This is a genomic window from Asticcacaulis sp. SL142 (genome assembly GCF_026625745.1).
Taxonomy (GTDB): Bacteria; Pseudomonadota; Alphaproteobacteria; order Caulobacterales; family Caulobacteraceae; genus Asticcacaulis.
This window is the reverse complement of record NZ_CP113061.1, coordinates 3579483-3592412: the sequence shown is the minus strand read 5'-3', so window position 1 is coordinate 3592412 and position 12930 is coordinate 3579483. Positions and strand designations below refer to the sequence as shown.

Genomic DNA, 12930 nt, shown 5'->3' with positions numbered 1-12930 from the left:
CTAGATGGGTGCATCGCTAAATTGTCCTCGCGGCGTCGATTATCCATCATGCTGCCCTCACAGTACCAAGGAATTTTTGCATCTCATGGGTCAGACGTGCGGCCTGTTCGGCCAGTTCACTTGAAGAACTCAACACCTGAGAAGCAGCAGCACCTGTTTGCTCCGCTGCGTCGGCGACACCTGAAATATTTACCGTCACCTCCGTTGTTCCCATCGAGGCCTGATTGATGGAATGTACGATTTCCTGAGTTGCTGAGCTTTGTTGTCCGACGGCTGAGGCGATTGCGGTAGAGTTGCTGTTGATTTTATTTATGGTGTTGCCGATATTCTGCATGGCTGCCAAAGCCCGGCCCGTAGCCGTCTGGATTTCGCTAATCTTTTCGGATATCTCCGTCGTGGCTTTCGCCGTCTGACCGGCAAGCGCCTTAACTTCAGACGCCACAACCGCAAACCCCTTACCGGCTTCACCAGCTCTTGCCGATTCAATCGTGGCGTTTAACGCCAACAGGTTGGTCTGGCTGGCAAGGCCTGAGATCATATCGACAAACCCTCCTATACTTTCAGCCGCTTCGGTTAGTTCCTCGACTATCCTGCCAGCCTGAGCCGCTTCAGCCATAGCATCTGCGGAGATTTGCGCGGAGCTTTCGACTTGGCGACTGATTTCAGAGACGGAGGCACTCATTTCCTCAGTCGATGCCGCAACTGAGGCGACATTGGCTCCAGCTTCTTCGGCGGCAGCCGAGACCGCGAGCGTTTGGGCGGACGCTTCCTGCGCTGTGCTCGTAAGTTGTTGTGCCGACGCCTGTAGTTCTGTTGCCGCGCCTGAGACCATGTTGATAATTCCACCCACTGATTTTTCGAAATCGTCGGCGAGGTCAAGCATGCCCTGGCGCCGTTCGGCCTCAGTGCGCTCCTTCAATGCCGCAGCGCCTGCGCGTAATGCCTCTGCCTCTTCGAGGCCCTTGCGGAAGGTCTCTGCCGTACGCGCCATCTGTCCAAGTTCGTCCTTTCGATCCTGTCCCGGCACCAATGCAGCTAAGTCGCCTTGTGACATGCGCGTCATGACGTCTGTAAGTGCCTTTATCGGCGACACAATTCCAGTCAGCGTCAGCCAGAAAGCAAGGGCGGCAATCACAGCAAGGGCCCCAAACACTGACACATAAGTGATCATGATGGTCGATTTTGTACTTGCGGTGGCCTCATCGGAGATCTTGTCGAGCCGTTCCGAAGAAGACGTGGCATAGTCGACAGTTGTTTTAACCAAAGCGTCTATGGCGGGAGTACAAACTGTTTTTGCAAGCTCAACAGACTTAATCGCGTCTAAAGGATTGGTTGAATGGCCCATACGGATAGTCTCGGCACAGGTGGTATTTAAGATGGACAGAAAATCGGCGCGAAACTTTTCATAGTCCGATGCGTGTTCTGGGTCTGCCGCCTTTGCGATATCAATCTGCGTACCAAAAAATGCCTTGGATTCGTCCAGCGCTTTAGCCGCCCTATCCATTTCGACAGGCGCGGTGGCCACGCTCAGCGCAAATATGTCTCGGGATGAAGAGACCATACTTCGGTTTGCTCGAGCCAGTGCGGTCAACGCCTTTTCAGGCCCGCTGATAATCCCACTGTAGAGATTATCGATCTTATTCATGCTGTTTGCAGAAAAGATAACCGTCAAAATGCAAGCGAAACCAAGCGCCGCCAGTAGCGACAACGATTTGCCTAGTACTGGCCAATTTTTGAAATTCATCTAAATCTCCAAACCATCACATGAATAAGGACAGAACATTTCCAATATGAAACATGGTAAATAGAGTTGGTTTAAAATAATTAAATCATATGGTGGTCTAAGCGCCTGTAATATATTTTAAAGTGATACCAGTTATCAGAAATATCTGCTTATAAATTTTACCCCATTTAAAATGGTCAAATACACTTCATTCCAGTATTGTCGCATTATTATGAAGCGTTGCGTTCTGGATGTAATTACAAGTTGCGTGCGCCGGCACTGGATCGCGCTATGGTTCTATTTGCAGGGCGTTGCCTAGAGCGGAATGCCGTAAAAACTCCACACAATGCGGCCAAGATCGGCTAACATCTTCGCAGAATTGCAATCGTTTTCGGATGCCCACTTGCCAAGTACACTCCCTGATAAGCCAGCCATACAACGTATCAAGATGGCTGATATTGCCAAACTCGCTGGCGTTTCGGTTTCAAGCGTGTCTCGCGCCCTCGCGGGCAGCCCGTTGATTCCTCATAACGTACGGGAAAAAATAACGACGATTGCTGAAGAGAATGGCTACGTGGTCAATCAGGCGGCCCGGAACTTACGCCTTCAGACAACGCGCACTATCGGGCTCGTCTTACCCATGCGTCATGAAACCGGCCAGCAGGTAACCGATCCCTTTCTTTTGGAACTGATCGGTCACCTGTCCGAAGAAGTGTTTAAACGCGGATACGATCTGTTGATGTCGAAAAACCCCGCACCTCGTCAGGGATGGTTGAAAGACCTGGTACAATCACATCGCTTTGACGCCATGCTGGTTCTGGGGCAATCGGATCAACACGCCCAGATTAATGCTCTGGCGGAGAAATATCCACCCATGGTGGTCTGGGGAGAACGCCTTTCCGCACAAGCTTATTGCTCGGTCGGCGTCGATAACGTCTATGGTGGACGCTTAGCCACCGAACATCTGATCTCACGAGGTCGCAATCAGATTCTATTCTTAGGCCCCACTCAGGTGCCCGAGGTCTCAAGTCGTCTGCACGGCTATAAACAAGCCCTCACCGAGGCCGGGGCACCTCCCCGCCCCGCCCAGATCATCGAGGCGCATTTCACCTATGACTCCGCCTATCAGACCGTACGCGACCTCCTGACCTCACGCCGGAAGTTCGATGCCATTTTCTGCGCCTCGGACGTGATTGCGCTCGCTGCGATAACCGCTCTCACCGAGGGGAACCGCAAGGTACCAGAAGATGTCGCGGTCTGCGGGTTCGATGACGTGACCATGGCCAAGTCGATCACGCCACCCCTTACCACGATCAAGCAGGATCTGCGCATGGGCGCTCAGATGATGGTTGACCTGCTTTTCCAGCGGCTTGGCGGAGACAAGACATCCTCAGCCGTTATTCCCGCCAGCCTGATTGTCAGGGCTTCAACCTAATATTCGCTGACATCGAGTGCCTTAAGCCGCGAGGCACTGGGGTCGCGTATCAGGTTAAACAGCAAGGCGCCAAACAACAGCGCGGCAAGAACTGTCGCAAGCACAAATCCATACTTAGCATCACCAAATACATCGCTGATCGCCCCCATAGCCAGGGGCGCGATAACCGCACTGAGGCATGTGAAAAAAAGGATAATTCCCCCCACCGCGCCGTGCTGTGCCTTTTTGAAGCCCGATATGCCCTTGGAGTTTATGGTCGGATAAATGACCGACATAAATAAGCCCGACAACGGCAAAACATAGACGGCCAACGACTGACCTCCGAACAATGCCAGCACAAAGCAGATCAGGATAGCCCCAGAGCACAGGGCCATGACAACCGTCCATGACAGACGCGCCAGCATCCATGAGCCAAAGAAACGGCCAGCCGCGCGCAAGACGAAAAATACTGAAAGCGCGTAAAGCGCCAACCACATCGCGGGGCCCTGATACCCGGCCAACAAGGTCGGCATCCACACATATATGGCCGTTTCCACCCCGACATAAAGCATGGCCAGACCCGAGAATGCCATGGCATAGGGGTCTTTCATCATGGCGAGTGAAGCCTTGAGATTGACGGTCTCTTGCGAGGGTTCATGTGTAGTGGGATATTTAACGCCGAAGGCCGCAAGTATCAGCAAGCTACATAGTACGCCCGCGATGACATAGAGCCACTTCCATGATGCCTCACTCAACAGCAATTGGGTGACGATCAGCGGTCCGAGAATGGCTCCAACACCAAAAAAGCCCTCAACCATATTCATGACGCGAGTATGGCTTTGGGTCGAGGTGGAGATATCGCCAATCAGCGCCAAGGCTCCGGTCTTGAACACCCCAATCGACAGACCTGAGATAAATAGCAAAGTACAGAAAAACAGGAAATCATTACCCGCGGCAAACAGGAAGGAATTTAGCGCAAACATAGCCAACCCCAGAATGATCGTCCACTTACGCCCCATCCGGTCAGCCAGAAAGCCTAGCCCTAAACCAGCCAGCGCAATGCCGGCCATGGTGGCATAATGGAATGCCCCAGCCTCCGTCATAGTCAGGCCAAATTCTTTGATGATTTGTGGAATGATCACACCTACGGCATCCGTGGTCATGGCAAACATCATGAACATGAGGTAGGTCAGCCAGGTGATTACCATGAGGTTCACGGGCCGAGTGGCCGCAGCATTTTTCATAGGGCATTATCCCCCTGGTTTGTGTCTATTGACATGAAAAAGAGGCGGGAACGGCCTTTGGTCGTCCCCGCCTAAAGCAGTCACAAGCTTACACGCGAACGAAGAGGGATTTCGCATAGCCATGACTAATAGCAACCCCCGTCAGAACCTGTACTTTAGCGTGGCTGTCGAGGTGCGTCCGTTGATGGCTCGGGCGCGGATGTAGTTGACCGCATTGTTCGTGATGCTTCCCTCTTCGGCTTCAGTAATGCCTACCACATCAAACGCATTGTTCACATTAAGTGACAAGGTAAGCTTGTCTGTAAGGGCGTAATCCAGAAACAAATTCGTCTGGACATAGGCGGGCATGACGAGCTGATTATCATCTGATGTATAGGCCTTGGTTGTGCCCACAAAATTAGCCCCCAGATCGACCTTACCAATCTTGTAAGTTGGCGTTAGCTGATAAACCCATTTCGCCTGACGACGGGGTGTGTTGCCAACTTGAGTTGGATTGAGCGGGTCCCTGACAATCTTGGCGTCGGTATAGGTCGCGCCGCCGTTCACCGAGAACCGGCCGAGACGGTAAGAGGCTTCCAGTTCCACACCCTTGGCTTCGTAAAGACGATCGATGAAGCGTTGCGTCGTCGCCTCGTAGTTCTGCTCCTCTGTCTCAGCTTTGAAAGCCGTGACATAAAGTCCGATTCCGTTGGCGCGATATTTGACGCCGGCTTCGTATTGCTTGACAAAATCGATCGCGTCTTCACGTGACACCGAGCCATCGGCATTGACCTTGCCGAATAACAAACGATCCGCATTCACCCGCGCTCCCTTCGATGCCCGCGCAAAGACCGAAAGGCTTTCACCCAGACGGTAGTTGGCGCCTAAGGAGTAGCTGAGATAGTTCCAGCTATAGTCGACGGGCTTTGAATTGGCGTAATCGATGACGGTTACGCTTTGCTCAGGTCTTGAGATAACGCCATCGCCGTTGACATCAAAATTGGCACGCTGGGTATTTCCAGCATAGGAGCCCTTGGCCGTACCATGGTCGTAGCGCAGGGAGGCTTCGAGTGTAAGTTTGTCCCAAGCCGCACTTACGATGGCGTAGGGCGCCGCAATGTCGTACTTCGTATCATAATGACGGGTGCAGCAGTTCCCCCATAGCGGTTGACCATAGGCCAACAACCCATCCTGCGACAGATTGGTTGTCCCATTAAAGGCGTTTAGCAGACGAGCATTGTCTCCGGACAACTCCATCAGGTAGGTGCTCCACACCCAGTCCATATTGATGGTTTGGGTGGAGTTATAAAGCCCCATGGTCAGGTTCAGTTTCGATCCGGCGACATCAAAGCTGTTCATCAGACGCAGGTCGTTGGTGGCGTTATCGAGATTGTTAAGGATAACGTTGAAAGTGTGAACCCGCATGGCGAGGCCGGTATAGGTCGAACCCACACCCGAGCCATTAGCCACAACGAGGCGCGTCCCGCCGGCGCCGGTCGCAATCGCCGCAGCCGTGCCGACTTCGGCCGGGAAAAGAGACGCGAAATTGCCCTTGGTGCGAGCGATACGGAACTTGTCGTTGATGGTCCAACCGCCAGCAAGGTCGAAATTCAGCTCTGTGTTGAAGACGACACTATCAGGATGCATACCGTCACGCATATCCGTGACGTGATATTTATTATGCCCATCAATGCCTTTGTCCGCCAGCATATTCGCGGACAGGATAGAACCCGAGCGGATGTTTAATCCGGGTGCCGAGGACCAGTCAGGATCGCCGTCCGTCCCCGTCACCTGCATGGGCATCGGCAAATAGCCGGCCGCCTTATCATTGAGGTACTTTAGCCCCACGGTGACAAAACCGTTGGAAAAATCGCGAGTAGCATTGGCCTTGATCTGACCACCCTTATTGCCGTTATAGCCCGTCTCGCGGGGGCCTTCACCCGAACGATAAAAGCCCCCGACATGGAAGCGCCACTCCTTAGTTAATTTGCCGCCATATTCGAAATCGGCGCGGGTTTGATCGAAATCCAAACCCTGGGTCACCGCAACCGTACCGCCTTGGGTGGTGCCCGTCTTCGACAAAATATTAATGATGCCGCCTGGCGAGTTTGAAGCGAACGTCGAGGCTGTCCCGCCCCGAATAGCTTCCACTCGGGCGATGTTCAGGTCTGTGCGCAGGAAAATGTCGGCGTTAGCAAAGGCGATATCGCCAAATTCCAAAACCGGCAAACCATCTTCGTGAATCTGAAGAAATTTAGCGCCGCCGGCCGCTACCGGCAATCCACGTACTGCGATATTGGCGTTGCCTTCACCGCCCGTCGATTCCGACCTTATACCGGGCACGTTGCGGAAAACTTCTGCCGCAGACCGCGGCGCAAACTTCTGAATTTCATCGACCTGTAGGGAACTCACTGAGGTGGACGTATTGAGCTTGTTCGTCCCCTTGGCAACACCGGTCACAATAACCTCGGTCACCCCGTCAGTATTGGCCGCCTCTTGCGCAAAGGCGCTGCCCATCGGCAAGCCCGCAAGACTCACGACGGAAACGCCGAACATCAAACCCATTCGCTGGCGGTGCAGAGAGCTCTTCATTTTTTAATCCTTCCTGTGTCACGGTCATAAGTCGCCGCGATTATTATCTTCGGCCGCCACAAAGGCGCCGCTTGCTCCAAGCTCTCATCACTTACAAACGTTTGCAAGATAAATTTGTAAATTTTAACACTAGCGGGCCAAAGCGTGGCCATAATGCCACCAACCTACCGCAAGAACGCCCAAAATCTAACGGTTGGCGGTTAAATGAGTCCTGGGAGACAAGATTTTATTGCAAACGTTTGTATTGATCTGCATATTGCTGCCTCAACAATGCGCGCAGGATGCACTTACGCGCAAGCACACTAAAAGAGCCATCTGACGAGGCGAAGGAAACGACGGATAAATGATGAGAACGGCACAATTTAAAAAGATAATGACGAAAGACGCCGTACAGTTTCCGGGTTTGCCCCCGCAATCAGAGTCCTATTGGAGGCAGGCAGCGGAGGCATTGACCCGCCTCTACGGTGGCCACTCGAATTTCCCTCATCTCCTGAACGAAATTGGATCGCGCACGCTTGCCGCCCTGCAGGCACGTCCGGATGAGCTTAAATGCCTGGACCAACAGCGCCCACCAAACTGGTATCTAAAGTCCGGGCGCCCGGCCTATTGCGCCTATATTGACCGTTTTGGTGGCACACTGGCGGGCAGTGCGGCCCGCCTGGACTATTTGCAAGCCTTAAACGTCGGTATATTTCATCCTTTGCCCCTGCTTAAGCCGCGCGAAGGTGACAGTGATGGCGGCTTTGCCGTCGCCGACTACCGCGATGTGGATCCGCGCCTTGGCAGCTTTGACGATCTGAAAGACTTCGCCACCGCTTTGCGTCAACGGGATATGTCCCTCGTGCTCGACATGGTGTTGAATCACACCGCGAAGGAGCATGGATGGGCTCAAAGACAACTCGCGGGTGACCCGCAATTTGAGGACTTCTATATTGTCGTCAAGTCAAAGACTGAGGTGGACGCCTGGGAGGAAAATTTACAGGATGTATTCCCCGACACGGCCCCGGGCAACTTTACGTTGGACGAGCGTGCTGGCGGATATGTCTGGACAACGTTTTATCCTTTCCAGTGGGATTTGAACTATGCCAATCCGCAGGTCTTCATCCAAATGATGGACTGCCTTTTGCATCTGGCCAATGCCGGTGTTGAAGGCTTTAGACTCGATTCAACGGCCTACCTTTGGAAGCGCTTGGGCACCGCCAGCCGCAACCTGCCCGAAACCCATGACATATTAAGAGCCTTCAGGGCGTTATTGTCGATCGTAGCACCATCAGTCTTCCTCCTCGCCGAAGCGATTGAGAGCCAGGCCTCCGTCCTGCCGTTTTTCGGAACACCTGAGGATAGAGAGTGTGATCTGGCCTACAATAATGGTGTCATGACCGCCCTTTGGGGTGCGCTCGCCGACCAAAAGGTCGACGTTCTGACCAAGGTGATAACAACCGCCGCCGAGAAGCCCGACCACGGTCAGTGGCTGAACTATGTCCGATGCCATGATGACATTATATGGCACGCCTTGTCAGACTCGGCGCCGAAAGAGCGCCTGCAACACTGGTCTGATTTCTTCGCGGGGAAAGACAGCTATGCACAGGGCATGGCCTTTCAAGCCCCGCCTGGCTTTCCGGCGTCCGGCTGCGGCATGGCCGCGAGCCTTTGTGGCGGTCGCGACGATGCGATGGCGATCGATCGCCTGAAACTTCTTTACGGCGTGACCTATGCGCTCGAAGGCGTGCCCTTGCTTTATATGGGGGATGAAATCGCGCTGGAAAATTTCGAAGACTTCAGGAACGACCCCACGCTGAAAGATGAAATGCGCTGGTTGCATCGCCCTAAAATGGATTGGAACAAGGCCGCAGCACGAAGCGATCTAGCGACCCCGCAAGGCGAGATGTACACCTTTCTGGCTGAACTCGCTCAAGGCTTAGCGATACTGCCGTTCGCCGCTGGCATGCGCGTTATGGACACGGAGCACCCCTCTCTTCTGCACATTGAGAGACCGCTGGAAACCGGCAGGTTTGTCTGCGTCGCCAACTTTAGTCCGCGGCCGGTAACCTTCACGGCACCTGGCACCCTTATCATTGGAAACGAAGGCACGGCCCTGGCCCCCTATGCGGTCAATTGGTATGTTGCGGGAGTATAAGGCTATGTCAAAATTTGTGGGCATTGAACTCGGTGGCACCAAGGTCAATATCATAACCGGCACTGGCCTGAATGACCATTCGGAGATGATCCGTATACAGACGCGTGATCCGCGCTCCACATGGCAAGAGGTCATCGACACACTGCGTTCACTTCAAGTGCACCAAGGTGAATTTGCCGGAATTGGTATCGCCAGCTTCGGCCCGATCAACCTTTCGGTTCGCGATCCTAACTATGGAACCTTTCTGAAAACCCCAAAGCCGGGATGGAGTCATTTTAATCTGTTTGCTCCCCTCAAGGCAGCCTTTCCGCAGGCTCAGATTGTCTTTGATACCGACGTCAATGGCGGGGCACTTGGTGAGTACCTTTGGGGCGGCGCCCAGGGTTTGGAGAATTTCGCTTATGTGACCGTAGGCACCGGTGTTGGGGTTGGGGTTATTTCGAACGGCAAGCCTGTGCACGGCCTGCTTCACCCCGAAGCCGGGCATATACTGATCAAGCGTGAACTGTCCGCTGATCCGTATATCGGACATTGCCCCTTCCACGGCGATTGCCTGGAGGGGCTAATATGTGGCCCAGCCATCCTGGCGAGAACGGGGAAAGCTGGTGAAGACCTTGCCTATGACGATCCACTATGGGGCATCCTCGGTGGCTACCTGGCTCAGCTATTCTACAGTTTGGCCCTGATTGCATCCCCCCAACGGATTCTGGTTGGGGGTGGAGTGGGGTTGAATGAACCGGTGATTAAGGCGGCCCGTGATGAATTCCACCGTTTAATGGGCGGGTATATTGAGGCCTTATCTGAACGCTCCGCCTATGACAGCTTTGTGCGCCCAGCACACCTGCGTGAAAAGGCTGGCGTGCTCGGAGCCCTGAGTTTGGTGGGCTAAGTTGCTATCCGAGGTCGAAATTTGTTATATGGCTAGCAATTTTTGAGCAACCCGGTTTTTTTGAATACCTATAAGTAACAGCAGAGAATATATAGCGCAAAAATATGTTTTGTAATTTTAACAAAGAAGTAATTGCTGCTAATTTTGTGAATACAATATTTCCGAGTCGCCCTTATTCACTGCAATTTAAATATAAAATATGGTGCGTTACTAAATTTATATGCTTATTTGCGGACAAGGTATTAAGTATTAATTGTGGCTTTCTAAGGGCGAAAATTTGGAGATACAGTCAATCTCGACGCCGCGGCTTTGAAGGCAGATAGAAATGTCCAAAATCGTCAAACTTTCCTCTATTCATATACTGAAAATCATCGAGCAAGTTGGGCGACTGGGTTGGATTGAACTCCCGGTATTGCCATCTGATGGCCTCGTGAGTTTTTCGCAAGGGTTTCGGGGACTGTTTGGGATAGATGAGACCGAGCCCGAGCGACTAGAGAGTGTCGCTCGGGCGATCCAGCCGAGGGAACGCAGTTTGTTTGTTGAGGACGTGGCCGTGCTACGTCGCAGACAAGAAGCGCCGCCTCGGATCTATCGCTTATCAACTCAGTTCATGCCGCCAAGGTACGTCTCCCTTATATTTACGCCCGTGCTAGGCGACGATGGAGAGATTGCAAAATTTCTTGGGCTGGCGCGTGACGTGAGCGCTGAAGAGGTAGTGGCTCGACATAAGATCCAGAATGCCCATCGTATTGACATGTTGATGACATATTTCGGCGCCGCGTGCGTATGGAGCGCAGACGAGGCCGGCCAGCTTTTCGAGCGCTACGCCTCGGGCAACCTTGCTGGGGTGATGCCAAAATTCGATCCAATATCACCTAGTTCCATACATCCTGAAGATCGCAAGAATGTGCTGACTGAACTGGATATTGCCATGTCAGGCAAAGAAGCTTTCTCTGTGCCAATGCGGTTGTTCGGTGCTGATGGCGTTCCTCGGAAATACATATATATGGGCTTCCCCATTACGGAAGACGGTAAGGTTGTCGAGTGGTGGGGCGTCATAAACGAAGAAAACGCCTCGCTGGCGATGAAAGCTATAGCCCTGGATCACGCGATAACGGTAACAACCGGCGCGACCCTTCGAGCGATCTGTGCACTTATCGGATGGACCCATGACGAACTGGCCAAACAAACAGGGATTTCACGTACAACCATTTATAGAATGGTCTCGACATCCGCTCCTCTTTTGGGCCAGTTCAAATCTAAAACCATAGAAACCGTACTGCAAATCTTTATCCCGTACGGCATACGTTTCTTCGCTGATAAGAACGGAAACCTTGCAATTTTATCCGAGGCCGTAAACAACGAATAATTCGATCTTTAAAATAAACTCCCGAACAAATTTCAACATTAGATTTTGAAAAGAGAATTGAATGGTAATTAACGATTTCAAATTTGATTACTTTGAATAAATTTTCTTCACTTCTCGGTGCAATGTACATATTTTCGTATTCGAATATTAAAATTATAAAAATCAATTTCATTCACTGTATTTAAATAGTCGGGAATTTTGGGATGAAAATGATGCTACGTCTATCTATTATAAAAGATCTTGTTTGTTCGATTTTATATGCACGTTCGGACGTACGCCTGGTTCGAGCATAAGTTAAGCGCGCTGAATATCTGAAATAGATAACCAGTTATACGGGGGCGTCGGCTGCAAATAGGTCTGGTGATTTGCACATATCCGAAGCCTTTGCGCGTAAGCCTTTAGCAGACCTCTCGTACTGAATTCAATTTAGACTCGGTAGTTCGGTCCCTTATTGTTCTTTATCTAACCCTTGTGAGCAGGGCGTCGCAGGCCGCCAATGGTAAACTCTTTGGTCGCCATTTTCATTCCGTTTTCAAATATTGGTATTTACAGGTGCTAGCACAGGTTTTGTTTGTCGATTTTAGCGGAGACAATAGCGTCCGGATAACCACAGCAGAGCCAGGGCGGCGCCCGCCTGCGGCTCAACTCTATAGATGCCAATCACTGGGCGAGTTTGACAAGGCTTTGGAAAACTTCCTCGCGAGTGCAAATAAGCCCGATTTGCTAGGGGCAGCTTTCTCTATATGTGGTTGGGAACAAGAAGGCACATTTGAAATGCCCAATCTCAGCTACCGGATCAATCGCAACTGGATTAAGGAGCGGCTGGGTATTCGCCGACTGAACATAGTCAATGATTGCGTGGCGACCGCACTGGCTATCGACCATCTTGAGGTAGCGGAGCGTCGTCTGATTTGCGGCAGCGCGACGGCATCTGAGCAGATAAGGGCGATGATCGCCGTCGGGCGTGGTCTTGGAACCGCTTCTATCTTGACCGACGAGTTGGGGAATTCAGTGGCTTACCCGTGTGCCGGCGGACACAGCGATCTGCCTGCGACGACGGATCGGGAATTTGCCGTGGTCCGTTGGTTAAGACAGAAATATGGACATGTGTCGCGCGTCAGGGCGATATCCTCTGCAGGCCTCGCCGAGGTTTACTACTGCTTGATGGTTTTAGACGGACTTAAGCCGCGCGTAACAAGTGTAACCCAGGTTGTGGCTCTCGCACGCGACGGGGATATGTGGGCAAGTGATGCAGTCAAGTTGGTAACGGGCTGGCTCGCGGCGATGGCGTCGGACACGGTGCTTTGCGTCGGCGCGCGTGGTGGACTGTACCTAGCGGGTTCTTATTTCGATATGATCGGGAACCTTTTTGATAGCGCCCATTTCACAACTCGATTCTATAGGAAGGGGCGGCTTGAGAGCTACCTTCAGAACGTTCCAGTCTACCTTGTCAAAACCCATGAGCCGGAGATGCTGGGTCTTAGCACCCTGTTCGGACGATGATTCAAAGAGCCCAATCCAGTTCGAGAGCAACACCCTCTGGCAGGCCGCCTAACCCGAAGATCGCTCTCCACTTTTCCCGG

General features: G+C 52.4%; 8 protein-coding genes. 5 read left to right on the top strand and 3 right to left on the bottom strand.

Annotated features, from left to right (window positions below):
- Positions 1–46 precede the first annotated feature (46 nt).
- The gene (locus tag OVA03_RS16465; RefSeq protein ID WP_267526111.1) at positions 47–1744 is read right to left on the bottom strand and encodes a methyl-accepting chemotaxis protein; all 1698 of its coding nucleotides are present in this window, start codon (positions 1742–1744) and stop codon (positions 47–49) included.
- Between the two features lie 427 nt (positions 1745–2171).
- Here OVA03_RS16465 and OVA03_RS16460 point away from each other — a divergent pair, with 427 nt between their 5' ends.
- Positions 2172–3158 carry a LacI family DNA-binding transcriptional regulator gene (locus OVA03_RS16460; RefSeq protein WP_267526110.1) on the top strand — a complete coding sequence of 329 codons (987 nt, stop codon included), beginning with the start codon at positions 2172–2174 and terminating at the stop codon, positions 3156–3158.
- Here the strand turns inward: OVA03_RS16460 and OVA03_RS16455 are convergent.
- Complete coding sequence (locus OVA03_RS16455; RefSeq protein ID WP_267526109.1) at positions 3155–4381, bottom strand: MFS transporter; 1227 nt, start codon at positions 4379–4381, stop codon at positions 3155–3157. The two genes, OVA03_RS16460 and OVA03_RS16455, sit on opposite strands and share 4 nt — an antisense overlap.
- Before the next feature lie 141 nt (positions 4382–4522).
- A complete protein-coding gene (locus tag OVA03_RS16450; protein ID WP_267526108.1) occupies positions 4523–6952 on the bottom strand; it encodes a TonB-dependent siderophore receptor in 2430 nt (809 codons plus the stop codon).
- Between the two features lie 343 nt (positions 6953–7295).
- Here OVA03_RS16450 and OVA03_RS16445 point away from each other — a divergent pair, with 343 nt between their 5' ends.
- The 4 genes from OVA03_RS16445 to OVA03_RS16430 all read left to right on the top strand — a co-directional run bounded on the left by OVA03_RS16445 (position 7296) and on the right by OVA03_RS16430 (position 12850).
- A complete protein-coding gene (locus OVA03_RS16445; RefSeq protein ID WP_267526107.1) occupies positions 7296–9089 on the top strand; it encodes an alpha-amylase family glycosyl hydrolase in 1794 nt (597 codons plus the stop codon).
- Positions 9090–9093: 4 nt separating this feature from the next.
- Positions 9094–9978 carry an ROK family protein gene (locus OVA03_RS16440; RefSeq protein WP_267526106.1) on the top strand — a complete coding sequence of 295 codons (885 nt, stop codon included), beginning with the start codon at positions 9094–9096 and terminating at the stop codon, positions 9976–9978.
- Positions 9979–10303: 325 nt separating this feature from the next.
- Positions 10304–11347, top strand: coding sequence for a PAS domain-containing protein (locus OVA03_RS16435; RefSeq protein WP_267526105.1), 1044 nt, complete (start codon positions 10304–10306; stop codon positions 11345–11347).
- 471 nt (positions 11348–11818) lie between these two features.
- Positions 11819–12850, top strand: a complete 1032-nt coding sequence (locus OVA03_RS16430) for a glucokinase (RefSeq protein WP_324291013.1) — start codon at positions 11819–11821, stop codon at positions 12848–12850.
- Positions 12851–12930: the final 80 nt, after the last annotated feature.

Bases quoted from the DNA above. Each gene is read 5' to 3' on its own strand.
- OVA03_RS16465 (WP_267526111.1), bottom strand. From the start codon at position 1,744: ATGAATTTCAAAAATTGGCCAGTACTAGGCAAATCGTTGTCGCTACTG.
- OVA03_RS16455 (WP_267526109.1), bottom strand. From the start codon at position 4,381: ATGAAAAATGCTGCGGCCACTCGGCCCGTGAACCTCATGGTAATCACC.
- OVA03_RS16435 (WP_267526105.1), top strand. From the start codon at position 10,304: ATGTCCAAAATCGTCAAACTTTCCTCTATTCATATACTGAAAATCATC.
- OVA03_RS16440 (WP_267526106.1), top strand. From the start codon at position 9,094: ATGTCAAAATTTGTGGGCATTGAACTCGGTGGCACCAAGGTCAATATC.
- OVA03_RS16450 (WP_267526108.1), bottom strand. From the start codon at position 6,952: ATGAAGAGCTCTCTGCACCGCCAGCGAATGGGTTTGATGTTCGGCGTT.
- OVA03_RS16445 (WP_267526107.1), top strand. From the start codon at position 7,296: ATGATGAGAACGGCACAATTTAAAAAGATAATGACGAAAGACGCCGTA.
- OVA03_RS16460 (WP_267526110.1), top strand. From the start codon at position 2,172: ATGGCTGATATTGCCAAACTCGCTGGCGTTTCGGTTTCAAGCGTGTCT.